General features: G+C 60.4%; 18 protein-coding genes. 13 read left to right on the top strand and 5 right to left on the bottom strand.

The genetic code is table 11. The features are described 5' to 3' along the window. The first annotated feature begins 108 nt into the window (after nucleotides 1-108). From recC to AC09SL_RS27990, 8 genes are all read left to right on the top strand, one after another. Nucleotides 109-3561 carry an exodeoxyribonuclease V subunit gamma gene (gene recC / locus AC09SL_RS28025; protein WP_058542092.1) on the top strand — a complete coding sequence of 1151 codons (3453 nt, stop codon included), beginning with the start codon at nucleotides 109-111 and terminating at the stop codon, nucleotides 3559-3561. Further along, a complete protein-coding gene (recB, locus tag AC09SL_RS28020) occupies nucleotides 3558-7247 on the top strand; it encodes an exodeoxyribonuclease V subunit beta (protein ID WP_058542091.1) in 3690 nt (1229 codons plus the stop codon). Before recC ends, recB begins: the two co-directional genes overlap by 4 nt. Beyond that, the gene (gene recD / locus AC09SL_RS28015; protein WP_058542090.1) at nucleotides 7244-9340 is read left to right on the top strand and encodes an exodeoxyribonuclease V subunit alpha; all 2097 of its coding nucleotides are present in this window, start codon (nucleotides 7244-7246) and stop codon (nucleotides 9338-9340) included. Before recB ends, recD begins: the two co-directional genes overlap by 4 nt. 138 nt (nucleotides 9341-9478) lie before the next feature. After that, nucleotides 9479-10054, top strand: a complete 576-nt coding sequence (gene yfiR, locus AC09SL_RS28010) for a regulatory sequestration protein YfiR (protein ID WP_058542089.1) — start codon at nucleotides 9479-9481, stop codon at nucleotides 10052-10054. Beyond that, nucleotides 10051-11319, top strand: coding sequence for a diguanylate cyclase DgcN/YfiN (dgcN, locus tag AC09SL_RS28005; protein ID WP_058542088.1), 1269 nt, complete (start codon nucleotides 10051-10053; stop codon nucleotides 11317-11319). Before yfiR ends, dgcN begins: the two co-directional genes overlap by 4 nt. Nucleotides 11320-11322: 3 nt before the next feature. Beyond that, a complete protein-coding gene (gene yfiB / locus AC09SL_RS28000) occupies nucleotides 11323-11826 on the top strand; it encodes an outer membrane lipoprotein YfiB (protein ID WP_058542087.1) in 504 nt (167 codons plus the stop codon). A 341-nt stretch (nucleotides 11827-12167) separates the two neighbouring features. Further along, complete coding sequence (locus AC09SL_RS27995; RefSeq protein ID WP_081015331.1) at nucleotides 12168-12323, top strand: YegP family protein; 156 nt, start codon at nucleotides 12168-12170, stop codon at nucleotides 12321-12323. Between the two features lie 754 nt (nucleotides 12324-13077). Then, complete coding sequence (locus AC09SL_RS27990) at nucleotides 13078-14013, top strand: STM4504/CBY_0614 family protein (protein ID WP_058542085.1); 936 nt, start codon at nucleotides 13078-13080, stop codon at nucleotides 14011-14013. Nucleotides 14014-14031: 18 nt separating this feature from the next. Here AC09SL_RS27990 and AC09SL_RS27985 read toward each other — a convergent pair whose 3' ends face one another. Continuing rightward, nucleotides 14032-14559: a hypothetical protein gene (locus AC09SL_RS27985; RefSeq protein WP_231139262.1), complete on the bottom strand. Its 528-nt coding sequence runs from the start codon at nucleotides 14557-14559 to the stop codon at nucleotides 14032-14034. A gap of 350 nt (nucleotides 14560-14909) precedes the next feature. Continuing rightward, nucleotides 14910-15857, bottom strand: coding sequence for a LysR family transcriptional regulator (locus AC09SL_RS27980; protein ID WP_058542084.1), 948 nt, complete (start codon nucleotides 15855-15857; stop codon nucleotides 14910-14912). A 140-nt stretch (nucleotides 15858-15997) separates the two neighbouring features. On the opposite strand from AC09SL_RS27980, the gene AC09SL_RS27975 reads away from it, so the two are divergent. Continuing rightward, nucleotides 15998-17524: a CoA-acylating methylmalonate-semialdehyde dehydrogenase gene (locus tag AC09SL_RS27975; protein WP_058542083.1), complete on the top strand. Its 1527-nt coding sequence runs from the start codon at nucleotides 15998-16000 to the stop codon at nucleotides 17522-17524. A 10-nt stretch (nucleotides 17525-17534) separates the two neighbouring features. After that, nucleotides 17535-18422 carry a 3-hydroxyisobutyrate dehydrogenase gene (gene mmsB / locus AC09SL_RS27970; RefSeq protein WP_058542082.1) on the top strand — a complete coding sequence of 296 codons (888 nt, stop codon included), beginning with the start codon at nucleotides 17535-17537 and terminating at the stop codon, nucleotides 18420-18422. A 195-nt stretch (nucleotides 18423-18617) separates the two neighbouring features. On the opposite strand, the gene AC09SL_RS27965 is transcribed toward mmsB, so the two are convergent. Together AC09SL_RS27965 and AC09SL_RS27960 are read right to left on the bottom strand one after the other, a co-directional pair. Beyond that, on the bottom strand, nucleotides 18618-18962 hold the full coding sequence (locus tag AC09SL_RS27965) for a cupin domain-containing protein (protein WP_003197542.1): 345 nt from the start codon (nucleotides 18960-18962) through the stop codon (nucleotides 18618-18620). 97 nt (nucleotides 18963-19059) lie between these two features. Then, nucleotides 19060-19941: a LysR substrate-binding domain-containing protein gene (locus AC09SL_RS27960; RefSeq protein ID WP_058542081.1), complete on the bottom strand. Its 882-nt coding sequence runs from the start codon at nucleotides 19939-19941 to the stop codon at nucleotides 19060-19062. Nucleotides 19942-20085: 144 nt separating this feature from the next. On the opposite strand from AC09SL_RS27960, the gene AC09SL_RS27955 reads away from it, so the two are divergent. Next, entirely contained in the window at nucleotides 20086-20850 is a 765-nt protein-coding gene (locus AC09SL_RS27955) for a sulfite exporter TauE/SafE family protein (RefSeq protein WP_058542080.1), read from the top strand. On the opposite strand, the gene AC09SL_RS27950 is transcribed toward AC09SL_RS27955, so the two are convergent. Beyond that, nucleotides 20840-21154, bottom strand: a complete 315-nt coding sequence (locus tag AC09SL_RS27950) for a putative quinol monooxygenase (RefSeq protein ID WP_058542079.1) — start codon at nucleotides 21152-21154, stop codon at nucleotides 20840-20842. The genes AC09SL_RS27955 and AC09SL_RS27950 overlap by 11 nt on opposite strands. Before the next feature lie 200 nt (nucleotides 21155-21354). On the opposite strand from AC09SL_RS27950, the gene mdaB reads away from it, so the two are divergent. Then, nucleotides 21355-21945 carry an NADPH:quinone oxidoreductase MdaB gene (gene mdaB / locus AC09SL_RS27945; protein WP_058542078.1) on the top strand — a complete coding sequence of 197 codons (591 nt, stop codon included), beginning with the start codon at nucleotides 21355-21357 and terminating at the stop codon, nucleotides 21943-21945. A 112-nt stretch (nucleotides 21946-22057) separates the two neighbouring features. Next, nucleotides 22058-22969 (top strand): LysR family transcriptional regulator, encoded by a 912-nt coding sequence (locus AC09SL_RS27940; protein ID WP_058542077.1) that lies wholly within the window; start codon nucleotides 22058-22060, stop codon nucleotides 22967-22969. Nucleotides 22970-23064 lie beyond the last annotated feature (95 nt).

Genomic DNA, 23064 nt, shown 5'->3' with positions numbered 1-23064 from the left:
GCCTGCAAGAAAGTTCTTACGGCAAGCGCGGACAGCTCCCGGCTGTCACAACCCCCCGACAGTGCTAAGGTTCTGCCCCTAGCTTTTGCATTTTCAAGGATGCCTTTCATGCCGGACGCAACGTCCCTTAGCCCAGCGTTCATGGTGGTTCACGGAAATCGCCTTGATGAGTTGCGCAGTCTGGTAATCAGCCTGATGCGGCGCTATCCGCTGGCCCCCCTTGAAAATGAAATCGCCCTGGTACAGAGCAACGGCATTGCCCAATGGCTCAAGCTTGCACTGGCTGAAGACCCGGAAGATGACGATTCCGGCGGCTGCGGCATTGCGGCCGCCATTGATGTGCAGCTGCCGGGCAGTTTCATGTGGCAGCTTTATCGAACAGTCCTGGGACGCGACGAAATTCCGGCCAAGTCCCTGCTGGATAAGGCTCCGCTAACCTGGCGCCTGATGCGCCTGCTGCCGCAGTTGATCGAGCAGCCTCATTTCGAACCTTTGCGACGATTCCTTACCCACGACACCGACTTGCGCAAGCGCTATCAACTGTCCGAGCGCCTTGCCGATCTATTCGACCAGTACCAGGTCTACCGGGCCGACTGGCTCGAGGATTGGGCTGAAGGTCGACACCAGACCAGAAATGTCCGAGGCGAAATCAAGCCGCTCGCGCCGGCAAATTGCTGGCAAGCGGAACTGTGGCGAGCCTTGCTGCTGGATGTGGGGGAGCAAGGCATGGCGCAAAGCCGTGCCGGCGTTCATCAGCGCTACATCGAACGTATCAACAGCCTGCAAGTCGCTCCGAAAGGCCTGCCCGCACGGGTCATCGTGTTTGGTATTTCTTCGTTGCCTGCCCAGGTCCTGGAGGCGCTCGCCGGCCTTTCCCGGTTCAGCCAGGTTTTGCTCTGCGTGCATAACCCGTGTCGCCATCATTGGGCGGACATCGTCGCCGACAAGGACTTGTTGCGTCACCAATACAAGCGCCAGGCACGCAAGGCGGGCATGCCCGTCGTCCTCGATCCGCAGACCCTGCATCAACATGCCCATCCGTTATTGGCCGCCTGGGGCAAGCAAGGGCGCGACTATATCAACCTGCTCGACAGCTACGATGACCCCAACAGTTATCGCTCGGTATTTCGCGACGGGCGAATCGACCTGTTCACTGATGGAACCCCGACGACTCTTCTCAGCCAGTTGCAGGATGACATCCTGGAGCTGCGCCCCCTGAATGAAACCCGGGAACACTGGCCTGTCGTCGATACGGCGCGAGACGGCTCGATTCGTTTTCATGTGGCCCATGGCGCCCAGCGTGAAGTCGAAATTCTTCACGACCAATTGCTGGCCCACTTCAGTGCGGACCCGACCCTGCGCCCACGGGATATCATCGTCATGGTCCCGGACATCGACAGTTATGCACCGCACATTCGCGCGGTGTTCGGCCAGCTCGACAGGAGCGACCCTCGTTTCATTCCCTTCACGCTGACCGACCAGGGCCAGCGTGGACGTGACCCGTTGCTGATCGCCGTCGAGCATTTGCTCAAGCTTCCGGATAGTCGTTTCCCGGTCAGCGAAATCCTCGATCTGCTGGATGTCCCGGCGTTGCGCGAACGGTTTGGTATCGATGAAGCCGACCTGCCGACACTGCACCGCTGGATCGAAGGGGCAGGCATTCGCTGGGGGATGAGCGCCGAACACCGTGCCGGTTTGGGCCTGCCTGCCGAGCTTGAGCAGAACAGCTGGCATTTTGGCTTGCGTCGCATGTTGCTGGGGTATGCCGTCGGCAGTTCGAACGCTTATGAGGGCATTGAACCCTATGACGAGATCGGGGGCCTGGATGCGGCGTTGATCGGTCCCCTGGTTGCTTTGCTGGATGCCCTGGAGGTTGCCCATCAGGAACTCACCCGGCCGGCATCGCCGCAGCAATGGGGTTCACGGCTGCAAGACCTGATGCAGTTGTTTTTCCTTGCAAGCAACGAGCATGACGACTATTTGCTGGCCCAACTCGAAGACCTGCGGGAAACCTGGCTGGAAACCTGTGAGTCGGTGGGGCTGCACGATGAATTGCCGCTGACGGTGGTGCGCGAGGCGTGGTTGGCCGGACTGGATCAGGGGCGACTGTCCCAGCGTTTCCTGGCCGGCGCGGTCAACTTCTGTACCTTGATGCCGATGCGCGCGATCCCCTTCAAGCTGGTGTGCCTGCTGGGGATGAATGACGGTGATTACCCGCGAGCCCAGCCGCCTTTGGACTTCGACCTGATGGGCGGTGATTATCGCCCGGGCGACCGTTCCCGGCGTGAGGACGACCGTTACCTGCTGTTGGAAGCGCTGCTTTCTGCCCGGGAAAAGCTGTACATCAGTTGGGTGGGACGCAGCATTCGCGACAACAGCGAGCGCCCGGCATCGGTGTTGATCGGCCAACTGCGCGATCATCTCGCCAGTGGCTGGCGGTTGGCAGATGACAGCAAGCCTCTTCTCGAGGCTCTGACCCAGGAGCATCCGTTGCAACCGTTCAGCGCACGTTATTTCCATCAAGGTGACGAGCTGTTCAGTTACGCCAGCGAATGGCGGATGCTCCATGACGCTTGCGATCAAATCGATAAAAACCAGGTACTGGAACCCTACGTTCAGGAAGAGCCTTTGGGCCTCGGGCAGTTGCAGGACTTCCTGCGCAATCCTGTCCGCCATTTCTTCAGCCAGCGGTTGAAAGTGTTCTTCGAGGCCATCGAAGCGCCTTTGGCCGATGACGAACCTTTCGTGCTCGATGCGCTGCAACGCTACAGCCTGAGTGACAGCCTGCTCGAGGCCGCCTTGGTACGCCTGGACCAGCCGGACCTTGCCCTCACCGCTCACGCCAAAAGACTGCAGAACAGTGGCCTGTTACCCATGGCCGGTTTCGGTGAATGCATGCAGCGCGAATTGATCGAACCCTTGCCGGATCTACTCCAGCGTTACCAACAGCTTCTGGCGTTATGGCCGACACCGTCGCTCAGCGCTGTGCCCGTCAGCCTGCAATTGCAGGGAGTGAATGTCGAAGGGTGGCTCAGTGGTTTGCACCAGCGTTCCGACGGTGCGGTCCTGGCCATCACGGCCATACCCAACAGCATTGGCTCCACCAAGACCCGTAAGTGGCATCGCCTGATACGGCCTTGGGTCAACCATCTCGTGGCCTGTGCTAATGGCTTGTCGTTGACGACGGCGCTGGTGGCCAGTGATGACAGCTTGCTCCTGGCCCCTTTTGAAGAGCCTGTCGCACAAAGGCTGTTGGCCGACATGCTGCTGGCCTGGCAGGCCGGTATGCGCCAACCGCTACCGATCGCGGTGAAGACGGCTTTCGCCTGGCTCGGTCAGAGTGATCCGGTCAAGGCCGAAGCGGCGGCTCGCAAAGCTTATGAAGGCGATGGGCAGACGTTTGAAGGCGAAAGGCGGGAAAGTCCGGCCTTGGCTCGACAGTTTCCTGATTTCGACGCCTTGATGGCTGACGAAACATTCCCCGACTGGTGCGATGCGCTTTACCGACCATTGCTCCAAGCCCCATGGCGTTCATTGGTCGGCGAGGAGACCCGCTCATGAGTCGGCAGACACCATTGGCCCTGGCCTTCCCATTACGGGGCAGCCAACTGATCGAGGCGAGTGCCGGTACCGGCAAGACCTTCACCATTTCGGCGTTGTACCTGCGCCTGGTGCTGGGGCACGGCGGTTCGGCGTCCGGTTTTGGCCGCGAGTTGCTTCCACCGCAAATCCTGGTAGTGACCTTCACGGACGCTGCCACCAAAGAGCTGCGTGAACGGATTCGCACCCGTCTGGCCGAAGCGGCGCGTTTCTTCCGTGACGAAATTCCCGCCCCGGATTCGCTGATCGCTGCGTTGCGCGATGAGTTCAACGCTGACCAATGGCCTGGCTGCGCGAACCGGCTGGACATCGCCGCGCAGTGGATGGACGAAGCGGCCGTCTCGACCATCCACAGTTGGTGCCAGCGCATGTTGCGTGAGCATGCCTTCGACAGCGGTAGCCTGTTCACCCAGACCCTGGAAACCGACCACAGCGAATTGCTGGGCGAGGTACTGCGCGATTATTGGCGGTTGTTCTGCTATTCGATGCAAGGTGAGGCGCTGAACTGGGTGCGTACCCATTGGGGAGGGCCGGCAGCGCTGTTGCCGCGGGTGCGAGGTTTGTTTGCCAGCGAGCGTGGCGACGGTGACGGGCTTGAGCCTGCCGAACTCATCGCCGCGGCCTTGCAAGAGCGCAGCGCCGCCTTGCTCGATCTCAAGGCGCCGTGGCGGCAATGGGCGGTGGAACTGCTGGAGATCTGCCAGCAAGGCGTTGCCAGCAAGTCTGTCGACGGGCGCAAGATGCAGGCGCGTTACTTCGAACCGTGGTTTCAGAAAATCACTGCCTGGGTCGATGACGAAAGCCTTGAGCTGTTGGACATCGGCACCGGGTTCACGCGGCTGACGCCCGAGGGCATGGCCGAAGCCTGGAAAGGTGAAGTGCCCGACCATCCCGGGCTGGACGCCATGGCCGGTCTCAAGGCCAGCCTGGATGCCTTGCCCACCCCAGATGCCGCGGTGTTGCAGCATGCCGCGCAATGGGTCGGGGCGCGCTTCGAGGCAGAGAAACGTCGCCGCGCCGAGATGGGCTTCGACGACATGCTGCTGCGCCTTGATGCGGCCCTGCAGGCCGACGGGGGCGAGCGTCTGGCGAGCCTGATCCGCGAACAGTTTCCGGTGGCGCTGATCGATGAGTTCCAAGACACCGACCCGGTTCAATACCGGATCTTCGAAAGCATCTACCGCATCGAAGACAATGATCCTGAGACCGGGCTTTTCCTGATCGGCGACCCGAAGCAGGCGATCTACGCTTTTCGCGGTGCCGACATCTACACCTACCTGCGTGCTCGCGAAGCCACTGCTGGCAGGTTGCACACGCTGGGCACGAACTTCCGTTCCAGCCATGCCATGGTGGGCGCGGTCAATCAGGTTTTCCAGAATGCCGAGTCCCGCCCGAAGGGGCGTGGGGCCTTTCTGTTCCGTGAGCCTTCGGGCGAGAACCCGGTGCCGTTCCTGGCCGTTGAGTCCCAGGGGCGCAAGGAGTCCTTGCAGGTCGCTGGGCAGGCGGTCGCGGCGCTGAACATCTGGCACCTGTCGTCGGACCAGCCGCTTTCCGGTGCGGTGTATCGACAATCGATGGCGGCCGCTTGCGCCAGTGAGATCACGGCGTTGCTCAACGGCGGCCAGTCGGGACGCGACGGCTTCACGGTCGATGGCGGAACGTTGCGCGGGTTGCGCCCGGCGGATATCGCCATCCTGGTGCGCGACGGTAAAGAAGCGCAGGCGGTGCGAGACGCGTTGTCCGCGCGGGGCGTGCGCAGCGTCTATCTCTCCGACAAGGATTCGGTCTTTGCTTCGCAGGAAGCGCGGGATTTGCTGATCTGGCTCCGGGCCTGTGCCGAGCCGGATGCCGAGCGACCGCTACGGGCAGCCCTGGCCAGCATCACGTTGAACCTGTCGCTGACGGAACTGGAGCGTCTCAATCAGGATGAGCTGGCCTGGGAGGCCCGGGTCATGCAGTTCCGTGGTTATCGTACGGTCTGGCGCAGCCAGGGCGTGCTGCCGATGTTGCGGCGCCTGCTGCATGATTTCGAACTGCCCCAGGCCCTGATGGCGCGCAGCGATGGCGAGCGGGTGCTGACCAACTTGTTGCACCTTTGCGAATTGTTGCAGCAGGCCGCCGGTGAGCTGGATGGCGAACAAGCCTTGATCCGGCATTTGTCCGAGCACCTGGCCTTGTCCGGGCAAGCGGGAGAAGAGCAGATCCTGCGCCTGGAAAGCGATGAGCAACTGGTCAAGGTGGTCACGATCCACAAGTCCAAGGGGCTGGAATATCCGTTGGTCTTTTTGCCCTTCATCTGTTCGACGAAACCGGTGGACGGCAGTCGATTGCCGTTGCACTACCACGATGAGGCCGGCAAGGCGCAGATCAGCCTCAAGCCCACTGCCGAATTGATCGCCAAGGCCGATGACGAGCGCCTGGCCGAGGACCTACGGCTTCTCTACGTGGCACTGACCCGTGCACAACATGCCTGCTGGCTAGGTGTCGCGGATCTCAAGCGGGGCAGCAACAACCGCTCGATCCTCCATGTGTCCGCGCTGGGGTATCTATTGGGCGGTGGTGCACCGTTGGCCGAGTCGGTGGAACTGGGGCGTTGGTTGCAAGACCTGCAGCAAGACAGTGACGCAGTGAGCTGCCAGCCAATGCCCGAAGCCACCGACGAGCACTACCGGCCCCCGCGCAACGAAGCCGTGTTGCTTGAACCCTTGGTGCCCCTGCGAAAAGCCAGCGAGAACTGGTGGATCGCGTCCTACAGTGCCTTGCGCATCAGCGAAAACCTGAGCGAAGGCAGCGATACCGCGCCAGAGAATCCGCAGGCCCAGAAACTGTTCGACGATGAGCGGCTGGACCCGGACGCTCCCAGGGAGACCCTCGCTGTCGGTGGTGACATCCACCGCTTTCCCCGTGGCCCCAACCCCGGCACTTTTCTGCATGGCCTGCTGGAGTGGGCCGCAGGGGAGGGCTTTTCATCTGCGCCAGCGGATATCGAGGATGCCATTGCCCGACGCTGCAATCGCCGAGGTTGGAAAGGCTGGATCGGCACACTGAGCGATTGGCTGCAGCACCTGATCAAGATGCCCATGCACGTCGGCAATGACCAGGCGCCAGTGGTGCTCGAACAACTGACCCGGTTCCAGGTGGAGATGGAGTTCTGGTTCGCCAGCCACAAGGTCGATGTGCAAAAGCTTGACCAACTGGTCTGCCAGTTCACCCATGGCGGTGTCGCTCGCGTCGCGGCGGAACCGGTGCAGCTGAACGGCATGTTCAAGGGTTTCATCGATTTCACGTTCGAGCACGACGGTCGATACTACGTGGCCGATTACAAATCCAACTGGCTGGGTGTCGACGACATGGCCTACACCGTACCGGCCATGGAACAGTCGATCCTGGACCACCGCTACGACCTGCAATACGTGCTGTACCTGTTGGCCCTGCATCGCCAGCTCAAGGCACGACTCCCCGATTACGACTACGACCGGCATGTCGGCGGTGCGCTGTACCTGTTCCTTCGCGGAACCCGCTCAGCCAGTCAGGGCGTGTATTTCACCAAGCCGCCACGGGCATTGATCGAACAACTGGATCGCCTGTTCCAGGGGGCGCCCGAACCCAAGGCTGAGCCGGCATGGGTTCAGGGAGAATTGCTATGAGTCGTTCCTTTGCCGACCTGCTGCCCAAATCGTCCGACGACGAAAGCCTGGTTGACCTGGCGCCCTTGAGCCGTGCGCAGGACCTGCTGTTGTTACTGACGCGCTGGGTCGAGCGCGGCTGGTTGCGCGCCCTGGACAAGGCATTCGTGGCGTTCCTCCATGAGCTGGCACCTGACGATGATCCTTTGGTCCTGCTCGCCGCTGCGCTGACCAGCCATCAACTGGGTCACGGGCATGTTTGCCTGGATGTGTTCGAGACGCTCAAGGAACCTGATTTTGCGCTGTCGCTGCCTCCCGAGGGTGACCTGCAGACTGGCGTGATGCTGTTGCCGTCGCAAATATTGGCGACACTGGACGGCGTCCATTGGTGCAAGGCCCTGGCGTCCAGTCGTCTGGTGGCCCTGGCCGTGGATGGGAGCGAAGAGGCGCAGCAACGTCCGATGGTGCTGTCTGGCAAGCGTCTTTATCTGCGCCGCTACTGGGGTTATGAACGGCGGATCGATGAGGCGTTGCGCCAACGGCTTATCGAGCATGAAGCGGCGCCCGGCGACTTGCGCGAGCGTTTGGACGGGCTGTTCGGGCCGGCCAATGCCAGCGGCCCGATCGATTGGCAGAAACTGGCCTGCGCGCTGGCGACTCGAGGGGCCTTCAGCATCGTGACGGGCGGCCCGGGCACTGGCAAGACCACCACCGTCGTGCGCCTGCTGGCCCTGCTCCAGGCACCGGCCGTCGAGGCCGGGAAGCCACTGCGGATTCGCCTGGCCGCGCCCACTGGCAAGGCGGCGGCGCGCCTGACCGAGTCCATCAGTCAGCAGGTCCGGACCCTGGATGTGGACGACGCGGTGCGCGAACGGATTCCCTGCGACGTCACGACAGTCCATCGTTTGTTGGGCAGCCGCCCCGGCACCCGGCATTTTCGCCACCATGCAGGCAATCGCTTGCCACTGGATGTGCTGGTGGTCGATGAAGCGTCGATGATCGACCTGGAGATGATGGCCAATCTGCTGGATGCACTACCGACCCATGCACGGTTGGTGTTGCTGGGGGACAAGGACCAATTGGCCTCTGTAGAAGCCGGTGCGGTGCTGGGGGATTTGTGTCGAGACGCCGAGGAGGGCTGGTACAGCCCCCGGACCCGAGCCTGGCTTGAGTCGGTCAGTGGTGAAAACCTGGCGGCCAGTGACCTGCAACAGGACCTCGACGGCACTCATCCCCTGGCACAGCAAGTGGTCATGCTCCGGCATTCCCGGCGTTTCGGCGAAGGCAGCGGGATCGGTCAACTGGCGCGCTGGGTCAACCAGCAGCAGCCTGAAAAAGCCCGTCAGTTGCTGGAGCAAGGGCAGTATGCCGATCTGTCTTCCTTGAAATTAACGAGTGAGCACGATACGCAGCTGGAAAAACTGTTGCTCGACGGCAAGCCCGAAGGGCCCCAGGGTTATCGGCATTACCTGAGCTTGCTACGGCAGCGACGCCCGGCCATTTCTCGTCCGCTGGAGGACCTTTGCTGGGCTGATTGGGCTCGGGAAGTCCTGGCGGCCTTTGACGAATTCCAATTGCTCTGCGCGGTGCGCAAAGGTCCATGGGGTGTCGAAGGGCTGAACCTGCGAGTCACCACCGCATTGCTCAAGGCCCGCCTCATCGATAGCGATCACCAGTGGTACGAAGGGCGTCCGGTGCTGATGACCCGTAACGACTATGGGCTGGGGCTGATGAACGGCGATATCGGAATTGCCCTCAAGTTGCCCGAGCGAGACGGGCCCGATGCCGGCAAACAGGTCCTGCGGGTCGCTTTCCCGCGCAACGATGGCCAGGGCGGTGTGCGTTTCGTCCTGCCCAGCCGCCTGAATGATGTGGAAACCGTGTATGCCATGACGGTGCACAAATCCCAGGGCTCGGAATTCACCCATACCGCGTTGATCCTCCCGGATGCGCTGAACCCGGTATTGACCAAGGAGTTGGTATACACCGCCATTACCCGGGGCAAGCAATGGTTCAGCCTGATAGAGCCGCGAGCGGGGGTGTTCGAGGAAGCGGTGCGGCGCAAGGTCAAGCGCTTGAGCGGGCTGATGCTGGAGTTGGAGCGTGATGACTGAGTGATCAGCTTTCGTGACTCGATGCCGGGGTCACGATTTTGACTGTTTTCTGTCAGATATGTCCGTAGGACGCCGGCTCGCTGGCTTTTGGGCACTGTGCTATCGTTCCGACATTTATCGTATACCAAGAGATTTTCCATGAAAGTGGCGGTTCGGGAGGCGGTGCGCAGCAAGGACTGGGGGCATTATCTGCTTGCCGGTCTTCTGTGGTTGCTGTCGTCTGTGGTGGTTGCCGAAGAGCCGCCATCCACGAGCCGGGCTGAACAGCGGGCCGAGTCGGTCACTCAAGTCGTCTTGGGCATTCTCAGCTACGCTCGCTGGCCAGTGGAGCCTGCGCAGTTGCAACTGTGCATCGTCGGCCCGACCCAATACACCGACGACCTGGTCAAAGGCACCACCCAGGCCACCGGTCGACCGGTGACCGTGCAGCGATTGCTGGCCGATCACCCTGGCATCGCCACGGATTGCAACGCTGTCTACATCGGCAGGCTGACCAGCGACGAACGCACCCGCCTGTTTGACTCTCTGATCGGCAAGCCCGTGTTGAGCATCAGCGAAGGCGGTGACCAGTGCACCGTGGGTAGCCTGTTCTGTCTGCGGGTCGGTGACGAGCAGGTATCGTTCGAGGTCAACCTCGACTCGGTAGCGCGCAGTGGCGTGCGTATTCATCCGAGCGTTTTGCAGCTTTCCCGTCGCAGGCCGGCAGTCCCATGAGTCTGTCCAAATCGCGGATCCGTCCCACCCTGGGTGCGGTCATCGGGCGCGGCCACCTGATTGTCGCGTTGGTGGCAATCACCATGGCCAGCGTTTCCCTGACGTTGCTGGGTGTGCTTGCGTTGCGGGTCTACGCCGATCACAACCTGCACCTGATCGCTCGCTCGATCAACTACACCGTGGAAGCGGCCGTGGTATTCGATGACGCGGCGGCGGCCACCGAGGCGCTGGCTTTGATTGCCTCCACCGAGGAGGTCGCCGATGCCCAAGTGTTCAATGAGCACGGCCGCCTGTTGGCGCGCTGGCAACGTCCGGATACCGGTTTATTGTCGGAACTGGAAATGCACATTGCCAAGGCGTTTTTGGAAAAGCCCATCAGCCTGCCGATCGTTCATCAAGGGCGCAACATCGGCAGCATTCTATTGGCGGGGCATGGCGGCAGCCTGTTGCGCTTTTTGCTCAGTGGTCTGGCAGGGATCATTTTGTGCACGGCGGTGAGTGCCTGGGTGGCGTTGTACCTGGCGCGCCGCCAGTTGCGGGCAATCACCGGACCATTGCGCAGCCTGGCCGAAGTGGCCCACGCCGCACGCAGCGAGCGGGCCCTGGACCGGCGTGTGCCGCCGGCCGCCATCGCCGAACTGGATAACCTGGGCAATGACTTCAATGCACTGCTCGACGAACTGGAATCGTGGCAGACCCACCTGCAAAGCGAAAACGAAACCCTGGCACACCAGGCCAGTCACGACAGCTTGACCGGCTTGCCGAACCGGGCGTTTTTCGAGGGCCGGTTGATCCGCGCCTTGCGCAATGCCAGCAAGCTCAACGAGCAAGTGGCCGTGTTGTACCTGGACAGCGACCGGTTCAAGGGTATCAACGACAATTTTGGTCATGCCGCCGGTGACGCGGTGCTGACGGCGGTGGCGACCCGGGTCCGGGCACAGTTGCGTGAAGACGACTTGGTCGCACGCCTGGGGGGCGATGAATTCGCCGTACTGCTGGCCCCCCTGCACAAGGCCGAGGACGCCGAGCGGATCGCTGAAAAAATCATCGCCAGCATGGAAATGCCGATTCAATTGCCCGGTAATGCTTCGGTGCTGACGTCCCTCAGTATCGGCATTGCCGTTTACCCCGATCATGGTGCCACGCCGGGCACCTTACTCCACGCCGCCGATGCGGCAATGTACCAAGCCAAACGCCTCGCTCGAGGCGGTCAACATACGACGGGGTCGGATCACCCCGTCGCTGATCTTCATACCAGGAGCTGACTCGTGCGTTCATATCTTCCATTTTCCCTGCGCTGGTTCGCGGCGTTTTTGTTGCTGGCCGTCCTGGCCATGACCGGTTGCCAGACGGCACCGCAGAAGGGCCTGACCCCGGCGCAAATCGCCGTACTCAAGCAACAAGGCTTCGAGCTGACTGACGATGGCTGGGCGTTCGGTCTGTCGGGCAAAGTCCTGTTCGGCAGTGACGTGGAAAACCTCAACCCGGCCAGTACCGAAATCGTCGAGCGCATCGGCAAGGCACTGTTGGGGGCGGGAATCCAGCGGGTACGCGTCGATGGTCATACCGACGCATCGGGCTCCCAGGCCTATAACGAACAACTGTCGATGCGCCGCGCCGTCAGCGTGAGCAAGGTGCTGACAAGCGTTGGCATGCGCGAAGAGAACGTCCAATTGCGCGGCCTGGGCAGCAGCAAACCGGTCGCCTCCAACGACACCGCCAGCGGCCGCACCGAAAATCGCCGTGTCGCCATCGTGGTCATCGCCGACTAGTCGGCGAACACCATCTCCCGGCTGTCGCCCATCAGCAGTGGCTGGTTCTGTTCGGTCTCTGGAGTTTTCGGCTTGATCTTTAATGCCTTTCAAGGACGCTGAGCCGACCTTGGGCATTTGTCTGCGGCCTATATGGCCTTGCGAGGGAGGCAGAACGGATGACTTATAAGTTGAACAGTAACCAGACGAGTGGTAGTGAAGTAGTGGCAGATCGCCCTTGAAAAAGACCGGTTTGGATCCCATCTTGTGGATTCGTAGCGAGCTCTTCGCTGCGGGTCATGATGTCTCTCCTATGTGAAGAAGTTGGCGCTTACTAACCATCTCTGAAAGGTAGTCGTTTTATGGATAAGTGGGACATCTACAAAGATAACAGCGGCGAATGGCGTTGGAATCGCACTGCTCCAAATGGTCGTATTGTTGGAGCTTCGTCGCAAGGCTATGTGAATCGGACTGATTGCGTTGCGAATGCTCAGCGTAATGGTTACACCGGGTCATAAATGATCCGGGAGGGATGGCTTGTCATAGCATCCCTTTCAAGGGCATTTAGCTGGATATCCTCGAGAGGGCAACCGAGCGAGGCCGCTATTTATAGCAGGTAGCTTCAGGTGGCTACGTGTATCCACCGACGAGTTCTATGGGCGGATTTTTAGGCGTACCTGATGACAAAAAATGACCCGAGAATCATTGATGTATGGCGTCAGAATGAGATCCCTGTTGTCATGAAACGGGAAAAGCTTCCGCTTCTTATCAAGATGCCCTATGCCTTGGATAATTTTTCTTGGCTTCGAAACTCCAACCGAAACAAGCCCGAGTGGAGCACGCAGTTCAAAGCTTGGCAGGTCCCCACCGCTTGGTTCGAGGACTCTGTGAGGCGTCTGATAAGTCGGTTCAAAAAAGTCTATGTGATCCAAGTCCATCGGGAGCATCAAGTATGTGCCCCAGCCTGCTGGAATGCCCAAGGATTGCATTGCGAGTGTTCTTGCATGGGGGCCCATCATGGATCAGGCCATCCTGCCGGTAGATGGTATGAAGTGTCTGAGACTTTCGCCGCTCAATGGGGACCGAAGAAGTATGCCTGTCGCTTGATGGTCTCCGTTGTTTGAATTTTCTAGATTTGGATCTCTGCGCCCATTATTGGAGGTTTCTATTCTGTTTTTGTGAATGGGCTAGTCTGCGTTCTACTTGGGCTGTGCTGGGTGATCGTGCTGAGGCTATGATTGTCACTTTGGTCAGAACCGATTTGGGTGAATTATGGCAGTAATCGATTTGTATTCTAAACGTCAAAGGCGGTTACGTGGTGAGGTGAGTGATGTCTACACGTATGACAGCTTTCCCAGCACCTTTCGAGTTCAGCTGACTTATATCATTCAAGAACTTTTGGGTGATATGGACGACTACCATCGGAGCTACCGACCACGAGAGGTATACGAGGATATCGTGAAGGTCCTGAGGAGGGAGTACGGTCAGCGAAGTTTGTGTAAGATTTATCATCAAGACTATTTCTCAGAGCTGCATGATTTTCTGCTTCAAGAGCCAGATGTCGAAAAATGCCTTGATGCCATCGAATTATCTTGTGTGCTGGGGGATAGCATGGCGAGATCTCCAGACTATATGGGGCTTCATAACTCCGATGAGCGTGTCGATGAGTGTTTAGCTGAGTTGAACGAAAGATTTAAAGAAGCAGCATTAGGGTATGAGTTAATCGACGGAAAAATCCTTCGTGTAGACGCACAGCTTCTTCACTCAGAAGTCGTGAAGCCTGCCATTGGATTCCTTAATGCTGAGGAGTTCGAAGGTGCCCGCGATGAGTTTCTTGGGGCATATGAGCACTACCGCCATGGCAACCACGAAGAGGCATTGGTCGATGCGCTCAAGGCCTTTGAAAGCACCATGAAGGTCATACTGACCGCCAACGGAAAACCCTATGGTGCTGGCGATACCGCTTCGAAGTTGATCTTGGCGTGTAGGGATGCTGAACTTATGCCCGCGTACAACGAAGCCCAACTCCAAGCCTTGGTCAACGTACTCACCAGCGGCATACCTACGTTGCGGAACAAGAATGGGGGGCATGGACAAGGGGAGGCGGTTAGGACTGTCGCGCCAGAGATTGTCGCCTATGGGTTGCACTTAACGGCTGCCGCAGTAGTCATGCTGGCGGGGCTTGAATCAAAACGTAGAGTGGCTTGACCGGTGCGTTGAGAAGTGTCAAAGGTCGCCGCGATACGCTATTGGAGTGTCATTTATTCCAATATCCGCACGGACGACATTGAGCATCACAAGGGCTTTTTCACGGATTTTGACCCACTCATATTCAGCCTTTCCATTAGTAATTTTTAGCAGGCGGTCGATGAGGTCATCTTGAGCGTCCATAAAAGATTGTGGCGCAAGTATGGCGAGATACCCATAAACCCTTATCCGTTGCTCGTTAAACTCATCGTAGCGAGCCCCAGCTTCGGCAGTTGCCAATCTTCCGCTTTCATGGGGGTCAAGTGCTGCGAGGAGCCGCGCCACTGTTTCGATAACTGTACGGTAAATTAGTATCTTGTCGTTCTGAAAGCGGAGCGTGGTCTCTTTGATAACGTCGAGGTCTCGTTTGGTCGCTTCAAGCGCCGTAGCGAGTCGGTGCTTTTCGTTCTCCAGTATTCGATTCGCCCAAATTTTCCCTAACCACGACGACAGGCCCGCAAAAAGAATCCCAGCTGTTCCGACTGATGTAACTGCGGCAGTGACCAACCTGAATACGTCATCCCAGCTTACGATTAGAACCCTCAGCGACAAAAGCCTGAGTATGGTCGAAATTATGCAGGGCGTCGGGGGAGCCTTTAAGAATCTGGCAGAAAAAATCTGAATGACCACCTCACACTACGCATACGTGCGCAGACTTCCCTGTAGGCCCTCGCACCTGAGCCTTATAGTTTGTCCGCGTGGGTCTTTATCGCACCCGCGCAGGCCTCTGAAAGTTGGTCCGTTTTGGTGTCTGTGAGTGCCGCTCGATGTTACAAGTTGTGTACCAGCCGCTGATACAAACCATGACAAAGGCCTGACCTCGTTACGATGCCGCGGCCTGGTTCCTTGAAAATCGGTTAGTCGGCGAACACCATCTCCCGGCTATCGCCCATCAGCAGTGGCTGGTTCTGTTCAGTCACCTCGCGAATGTAATCCCACAACAAGGTAATCCGCTTCAGCTTCCTCAAGTCCTCCCGGCAGTACATCCAGAACTGCCGGGTGACGGTGATTTCTTCCGGCAGTACCGGCAGCAGCCGTGGGTCCTGGGCGGCGAGGAAGCAGGGCAGGATTGCCAGCGAGCGGCCTTGCTGCGCTGCCACGAATTGCGCGATCACGCTGGTGCTGCGCAGGTGGGCGTTGGCGCCGGGCAGGACGTTGGCCAGGTAGAGCAATTCGGAACTGAACGCCAGGTCATCCACGTAGCTGATGAATGAGTGCTGGCCCAGGTCCGCCGGGCGCTGGATGGGCGGGTGGTTGTCCAGGTAGGACTGGGTGGCATAGAGCTGCAACCGGTAGTCGCACAATTTGCAGCATACATACGGGCCATGTTCGGGGCGTTCAAGGGCGATGACGATGTCGGCTTCGCGCTTGGAGAGGCTGATGAAGTGCGGCAGCGGCAGGATGTCTACCGAAATGGCTGGGTAGGCGTCGACGAAGTGGCTCAGTTGCGGGGTGATGAAGAAGCTGCCGAAGCCTTCGGTGCAGCCCATGCGCACGTGGCCGGACAGCGCGACGCCGGAGCCTGAGACCTGCTCGCAGGCCATGTGCAGGGTGCTTTCGATCGATTCGGCATAACCCAGCAGGCGCTGGCCTTCGGCCGTCAGGACAAAACCGTTGGTCCGGGATTTCTCGAACAGCAGCGTGCCCAACGAGGCTTCCAGCGAGCTGATGCGTCGCGACACCGTGGTGTAGTCGACGGCCAGGCGCTTGGCGGCCGTGCTGGCCTTGCGGGTGCGGGCCACTTCGAGGAAAAACTTGAGGTCGTCCCAATTCAGCGACCCCAGGGAGGTGATGTTTTTTTGCATGTTGGACCGGTTTTTATGTGCGTTCTTATTAGAAGTTTGCACATCTATACTCCAAAAACAGTCTCATCACCAAGCGTGTCCCATTCGCCTTGGTTTTTGCTGAATCAGCGCTCTCTATAAGAACAATCCCGGAGGCCAGCATGAACGTTTCCCTTACGCCCAGCGATACCACCCTGCAAACCGTCAGACTACTGATCGATGGCGAGTGGGTTGAATCCCAGTCCAGCGAGTGGCACGACATCATCAACCCGGCCACCCAGCAGGTGTTGGCGAAGGTTCCGTTCGCCACGGCCACGGAAGTCGATGCCGCCATCGCCGCTGCCCAGCGTGCTTTCCAGACCTGGAAACTGACACCCATCGGCGCGCGGATGCGCATCATGCTCAAGCTCCAGGCATTGATCCGCGAGCATTCCAAGCGCATCGCCGCCGTGCTCAGCGCCGAACAGGGCAAGACCATCGCTGACGCCGAGGGCGATATTTTCCGTGGCCTGGAAGTGGTCGAGCACGCCTGTTCCATCGGCACCCTGCAGATGGGCGAGTTCGCCGAGAACGTCGCCGGTGGTGTTGATACCTACACGCTGCGCCAGCCGATCGGGGTGTGCGCGGGCATTACTCCGTTCAACTTCCCGGCGATGATTCCGCTGTGGATGTTCCCGATGGCCATCGCCTGTGGCAATACCTTTGTGCTCAAGCCATCGGAACAGGATCCGCTGTCGACCATGCTCCTGGTGGAGCTGGCCATCGAGGCCGGCGTGCCGGCGGGCGTGCTCAATGTGGTGCATGGCGGCAAGGATGTGGTGGACGCGCTCTGCACCCACAAGGACATCAAGGCGGTTTCGTTCGTCGGCTCGACGGCGGTCGGCACCCACGTGTATGACCTGGCGGGTCGCCACGGCAAGCGCGTGCAGTCGATGATGGGCGCCAAGAACCACGCGGTGGTGTTGCCCGATGCCAATCGTGAACAGACCCTCAACGCCTTGGTCGGTGCCGGCTTCGGCGCGGCGGGCCAGCGTTGCATGGCCACTTCCGTGGTGGTGCTGGTGGGCGCGGCCAAGCAGTGGTTGCCGGACCTCAAGGCCCTGGCACAGAAGCTCAAGGTCAATGCCGGCAGCGAGCCGGGCACTGACGTCGGCCCGGTGATTTCCAAGCGGGCCAAGGCGCGGATCCTCGAATTGATCGAGAGTGGCGTGCAGCAAGGGGCCAAGCTGGAGCTCGATGGTCGTGGCATCAGCGTGCCGGGTTTCGAGCAGGGCAACTTCGTCGGCCCGACCCTGTTCTCCGGCGTGACCACCGACATGCGCATCTACACCGAAGAAATCTTCGGCCCGGTGCTGGTGGTGCTGGAAGTCGACACCCTGGATCAGGCAATTGCCCTGGTCAACGCCAACCCATTCGGCAACGGCACCGGCCTGTTCACCCAGAGCGGTGCGGCGGCGCGCAAATTCCAGAGCGAAATCGACGTCGGCCAGGTAGGCATCAATATCCCGATCCCGGTGCCCGTGCCGTTCTTCAGCTTCACCGGTTCCCGCGGTTCGAAACTCGGCGACCTCGGTCCGTACGGCAAACAAGTGGTGCAGTTCTACACTCAGACCAAGACCGTGACCGCGCGCTGGTTCGATGACGACAGCGTCAATGACGGTGTGAACACCACCATCAATTTGCGTTAAGGAGCCGGACATGAACATCGCATTTATCGGCCTGGGCAACATGGGCGCCCCCATGGCGCGCAACCTGCTCAAGGCTGGCCATTCGCTGAACCTGTTCGACCTGAACCAGACGGTGCTGGCTGAACTGGCGGCGTTGGGCGGCACGATCAGCGCCTCGCCTCGCGACGCGGCCCAGGGCGCTGCGCTGGTGATCACCATGCTGCCGGCCGCCGCCCATGTGCGCAGTGTCTGGCTGGGTGAAGACGGCGTGCTGGCCGGCATCGCCGCCGGCACACCGGCGGTGGATTGCAGCACCATCGACCCACAAACCGCCCGCGACGTGGCGGCTGCCGCGGCGAAACAAGGGGTGGCGATGGCCGATGCACCGGTCTCGGGCGGCACCGGCGGTGCGGCGGCCGGCACGTTGACCTTCATGGTCGGCGCCACGGCTGAATTGTTCGCCACCTTGCAACCGGTGCTGGCGCAAATGGGCCGTAACATCGTGCATTGTGGAGAAGTCGGCACCGGGCAGATCGCCAAGATCTGCAACAACCTGCTGCTGGGGATTTCCATGGTGGGCGTCAGCGAAGCCATGGCGTTGGGCGATGCCTTGGGGATCGACACCCAGGTGCTGGCCGGCATCATCAACAGTTCAACGGGCCGTTGCTGGAGTTCGGACACCTACAACCCGTGGCCAGGCGTGATCGAAACGGCGCCGGCGTCCCGTGGCTACACGGGGGGCTTTGGCGCCGACCTGATGCTCAAGGACCTGGGCCTGGCGACCGAAGCCGCGCGGCAGGTCCATCAGCCAGTGGTGCTGGGGGCGGTGGCGCAGCAGTTGTATCAGGCGATGAGCCAGCGGGGCGAGGGCGGAAAGGACTTTTCGGCGATTGTGAACAGTTATCGCAAGCCGCAATAGGACCAGTGATATCGAGGGGCTTCTGTGGGAGCAAGGCTTGCCCGCGATTACAGGCGATGCGGTCTCTGAGAGAACGAGGTGCCTGCATCGCGGGCAAGCCTTGCCCCCACAGATTGCTCCGTCGCCACAGAGGCGGTGCAATCTACAAAGTTGTTTTCCGAGAGACCACGTCGGGTGGTCCCTCGGTTTTTTGTTTCAGGCAAAGACGAAATATTTGCGCACGGTCTCGACCACTTCCCAAGTGCCTTTCATGCCGGGCTCGACGACGAAGATGTCACCGGCGCGCAGATGGATCGGCGCCATGCCGTCCGGGGTGATGATGCAGTAGCCTTCCTGGAAATGGCAGTACTCCCACTTCACGTAATCCACGCGCCATTTGCCAGGTGTGCAGATCCAGGTGCCCATGATCTTGCTGCCGTCTTCGCTGGTGTAGGCGTTGAGGTTGACGGTGTGCGGGTCGCCTTCGAGTTTTTCCCATTTGCAGGCGTCGAGTACGGGCAGCGGATGGGTGTCGCGCAGGACGGTGATGGGGGCGGTCATGTGAACTCCGAAAGGGGCAGAAGAGAACAGGCACCCTAACGTGCGGCATGAGCGGGTAGATGTCTGTGGTCGACACCGGGCTATCCAGAAGCGCGCATCAGTCGGCCAGATGCCGAGCCAGGGCCATGGCGTAGGCAGGCAAACCGTCGAAGTGGCGGGCGCACAGCAGCAACGCCCGGTGCGCCCAGGCTTCTTGCAGCGGGACACATTGATACGAAGGCTCGGGTGGGCGCCGGTCGATGGCAGCCTTCGGCACGATGGCAATGCCTGCGCCATGGGCCACCATGCGAATCATCCCATCGAAACCCTCGGCGCGAATGCGCACTTGCATGCGTGAGCCGATGTGCAGGGCCTGCTCTTCCAGGTGAATCGCCAAGGCACTGGAAGCGTTCAGGCCGACATAATCGTGGCTGAGGGTCTCGCTGAAACGTACGGCGCGACCGTCAGCCAGGGGGTGTCCGGTCGGTAGGATCAATACCAGTGGGTCGTCGCGAAAAGGCCAGGCCTGAAGGCCATCGGTGTCGACTGCGTCGGAAACGATCCCCAGGTCCGCCGCGCCTTGGCGCAGTGCATGGGTGATCCGTGAGCTGGGCAGTTCCTGCAGGTCAATGTCGAGGTTGGGATGGGCCCGGAGAAAACCGGCCAGCAGTTCGGGCAGGTACTCGGTCATGGCGCTGGTGTTGCACAGCAACCGCACCCGGCCTTTGACGCCCTTGGCGTATTCGGCCAGGTCCTGTCGCAGGCGTTCGGCCTGTTGCAGCAGGACCCGGGCGTGCTCGGCCAGGGCCTTGCCCGCCGGCGTGGGGGTTACGCCGCGCCGGCCGCGCTCAAGCAGATCGGTGCCCAGGGAGGCTTCCATGGCGCGCACTCGTGCACTGGCCGCGGCCAGGGACAAATGGCTGCGAGCCGCACCGGCGGTGATGTTGCCGGTGTCGAGGATGTTCAGGTAGAGGCGCAGGTCGGTGAGGTCGAAGTGCATGGGCGGGGATCCTGTCTCAAGTGCTGCGGCGCCTGGTTTATCGTCATCGCGAGCATCAGCGAATTCATAGCCTCTTGCCGCAAGAGAGGCACCCTCAGTATATGGCAGATTTTCAAGCCAAGGCCCGGGGCGCACGATACCCCCATGGACGCACTCATCGCTTTCTATCAGAACCTCGGCTTGGCCCTTTCCCTGCTGGTCATCGGCACCTTCCTGCTGGCCGGCACCCTCAAGGGCGTCATCGGCCTCGGCCTGCCGACCATCTCCATGGGCTTGCTCGGGCTGGCTATGGCCCCAGCGCAGGCTGCGGCGCTGCTCATCATCCCGGCCACTCTGACCAACCTCTGGCAGTTGGCTTTCGGCGGTCATCTGCAAGCGCTGCTCCGGCGCCTGTGGCCGCTGTTGCTGGCGATTTTCATTGGCACCGGGCTCGGTACGTTGTGGCTCGACATGATGGGCGGGGCCTGGGTGGTGCGGGCCTTGGGCGCGGCGCTGGTGCTGTATGCGTTGAGCGGGCTGTTGCTGCCAACGCTGCGGGTCGGCGCCGATGTCGAGCCGTGGATCGCTCCGCTCTGCGGGCTGCTCACCGGCCTCATCACGTCCGCCACCGGCGTATTCGTCATTCCGGCGGTGCCCTATCTGCAAGCGCTGGGCTTGAGCAAGGACGAACTGGTTCAGGCCTTGGGCCTGTCATTCACCGTTTCTACCCTGGCCCTGGCCGCCGGCCTGTTGTGGCGCGGCGCACTGGGCGGGAGCGAGTTGAGCGCTTCGTTGCTGGCGCTGGCACCGGCGCTGCTGGGGATGAGGCTGGGGCAATGGTTGCGCCAGCGGATCAGCGCCGTGTTGTTCAAGCGGGTATTTTTCATCGGCCTCGGCGTGCTCGGCGGTCATCTGTTGATCAGCGGCTAGCCGAGGACGGGCTGAGCATGTCGACGCGGCGAATTTCGAAGTCGCGCTCCAGATAATCCATGCGTTGCTCGAAGAATTGCTTCATGTGCGGCAGGTTTGAGTGCACCTCCAGATGCGCCTGGGAGGCCCAGATCTCATAGAAGATGAACAGCGTCGGATCCTGCTGGTCCCGCAGCATGTGATATTCGATGCAGCCGGGCTCGGCACGGCTTGGCTCGACGTAGGCACGGAACAGCGCTTCGAAGGCTTCGGCTTTTTCCGGACGGGTCTTGGCGTGCAGGATGAAACCGTGCAGTTCGCTCATCGAGGGGGCTCCTGAGATAAAAGAGGTCTCGAATTCTAAAGCAATAATCAGCCGTCCATTCGTGCGTATAGGTCAAATCAGTTTTGCCGTTGCGGCGCTTATTCCACGGAAGGTTCATCGTTATTGTGCCGCCATCATTTTCAACCTTTCCATGCGGCGGCCTTTGACGGCCCATGCTGTGGAACCCGATGAGGCTCCCCATGAAAAAAGTCCTGTTGCTCAATGGCGGCAAACAATTCGCTCACTCCGACGGTCGCTACAACGCCACGCTCCACGATACGGCTGCCAGCGTGTTGGACCGTGGCGGTTTTGATGTGCAAACCACCTTCATCGACGGCGGCTACGACATCAAGGAAGAAGTCGCCAAATTCCTTTGGGCCGACGTGATCATTTACCAGATGCCGGGTTGGTGGATGGGCGCACCGTGGACCGTGAAGAAATACATCGACGAAGTCTTCACCGAAGGCCACGGCAGCCTCTACGCCAGTGACGGCCGGACCCGTTCCGATGCCTCGCAGAAATACGGCAGCGGTGGCCTGATCCAAGGCAAGCAGTACATGTTGTCCCTGACCTGGAACGCCCCGCAGCAAGCCTTCGACGACCCGACCGACTTCTTCGAGGCCAAGGGCGTGGACGCGGTGTACTTTCCGTTCCACAAAGCCAACCAGTTCCTCGGCATGACCGGCCTGCCGACCTTCCTGTGCGTGGACGTGATGAAGCGCCCGAACATCGAAGAAGATGTGGCGCGGTATGAGCAGCATTTGCGCGAGGTGTTCGGCCTGAAGGCGTGACCTTTCTTTTGCTGCGTATCCCGATACTATCCTGTGGCGGGTGGGTGAACCTGCTCCCACATAGCGAGGATAAATCCCCTCGCCACAAGAGATCAGTCGACAGGGGGGATACGTGAAAGCCAGATCCGACGAATTGCAGATTTTCGTCTGCGTGATTGAATGCGGATCCATCTCCGCCGCCGCCGAGCAGGTCGGGCAGACGCCGTCGGCGGTCAGCCGCACGTTGTCGCGGCTGGAGGCCAAGCTCGACACCACGCTGATCAACCGCACCACGCGGCGCATGGACTTGACCGAGGAGGGCAAGTATTTCTTCGAGCAGGCCAAAGGTATCCTCGACCAGATGGATGAGCTGGAAGAGCGCCTGTCATCCCGCCAGAAGAACCCTGCAGGCCGCTTGCGGATCAACGCGGCCTCGCCGTTCATGCTGCACGCCATCGTCCCGCACATCGAAGAGTTCCGCAGGCTCTACCCGGACATCCAGCTCGAACTCAACAGCAACGACCTGATCATCGACCTGCTGGAGCAAAGCACCGACATCGCCATCCGCATCGGCACCCTCACCGACTCGACGCTCCATGCCCGTGCCCTGGGCTGCAGCCCGTTGCACATCCTGGCCAGCCCCGCTTATCTGAAACAGCACGGCACGCCGTCAAGCGTTGCCGAGCTGGCAGGCCATGCGCTGCTGGGGTTTGCCCAGAACGAGGGCCTCAACCAGTGGCCGCTGCGCCACGTACACGGCGATCGTTGGCCGATCCAGCCCGCCATCAGCGCGTCCAGCGGCGAAACCGTGCGCCACCTGGCGCTGCAAGGGCAGGGCATTGCCTGTTTGTCGGACTTCATGACCCGCGAAGACATCCGTGCCGGGCGGTTGAAGGTGCTGCTGGCCGATGCCAACAGCGGATATCGCCAGCCGATCAATGCCGTGTACTACCGCAACTCGCAACTGGCCCTGCGGATCCAGTGTTTCCTGGACTTCATCCAGGGCAAGCTCGCCGGCTACGCCGCTCGGGAATTCAAGGGCTGATTCGTGACTTCAAGGCAAGAGTGATTTGGGCAATGTGGACTGTTTCGTCAGGGAAGGGTCCTCGATACTCGCGCCATCACTGATCTGGCCAAGGA

Source organism: Pseudomonas sp. PF05 (genome assembly GCF_056521845.1).
This window is presented reverse-complemented; position numbering and strand designations above follow the sequence as displayed.

What these genes read in the sequence shown, in the direction of transcription:
- dgcN (WP_058542088.1), top strand. Translation starts at nt 10,051, where the DNA reads ATGAGTCTGTCCAAATCGCGGATCCGTCCCACCCTGGGTGCGGTCATC.
- AC09SL_RS27950 (WP_058542079.1), bottom strand. Translation starts at nt 21,154, where the DNA reads ATGAGCGAACTGCACGGTTTCATCCTGCACGCCAAGACCCGTCCGGAA.
- AC09SL_RS27965 (WP_003197542.1), bottom strand. Translation starts at nt 18,962, where the DNA reads ATGACCGCCCCCATCACCGTCCTGCGCGACACCCATCCGCTGCCCGTA.
- mdaB (WP_058542078.1), top strand. Translation starts at nt 21,355, where the DNA reads ATGAAAAAAGTCCTGTTGCTCAATGGCGGCAAACAATTCGCTCACTCC.
- AC09SL_RS27990 (WP_058542085.1), top strand. Translation starts at nt 13,078, where the DNA reads ATGGCAGTAATCGATTTGTATTCTAAACGTCAAAGGCGGTTACGTGGT.
- recB (WP_058542091.1), top strand. Translation starts at nt 3,558, where the DNA reads ATGAGTCGGCAGACACCATTGGCCCTGGCCTTCCCATTACGGGGCAGC.
- mmsB (WP_058542082.1), top strand. Translation starts at nt 17,535, where the DNA reads ATGAACATCGCATTTATCGGCCTGGGCAACATGGGCGCCCCCATGGCG.
- AC09SL_RS27975 (WP_058542083.1), top strand. Translation starts at nt 15,998, where the DNA reads ATGAACGTTTCCCTTACGCCCAGCGATACCACCCTGCAAACCGTCAGA.
- yfiR (WP_058542089.1), top strand. Translation starts at nt 9,479, where the DNA reads ATGAAAGTGGCGGTTCGGGAGGCGGTGCGCAGCAAGGACTGGGGGCAT.
- recC (WP_058542092.1), top strand. Translation starts at nt 109, where the DNA reads ATGCCGGACGCAACGTCCCTTAGCCCAGCGTTCATGGTGGTTCACGGA.
- AC09SL_RS27995 (WP_081015331.1), top strand. Translation starts at nt 12,168, where the DNA reads ATGGATAAGTGGGACATCTACAAAGATAACAGCGGCGAATGGCGTTGG.
- recD (WP_058542090.1), top strand. Translation starts at nt 7,244, where the DNA reads ATGAGTCGTTCCTTTGCCGACCTGCTGCCCAAATCGTCCGACGACGAA.
- AC09SL_RS27960 (WP_058542081.1), bottom strand. Translation starts at nt 19,941, where the DNA reads ATGCACTTCGACCTCACCGACCTGCGCCTCTACCTGAACATCCTCGAC.
- AC09SL_RS27980 (WP_058542084.1), bottom strand. Translation starts at nt 15,857, where the DNA reads ATGCAAAAAAACATCACCTCCCTGGGGTCGCTGAATTGGGACGACCTC.
- AC09SL_RS27955 (WP_058542080.1), top strand. Translation starts at nt 20,086, where the DNA reads ATGGACGCACTCATCGCTTTCTATCAGAACCTCGGCTTGGCCCTTTCC.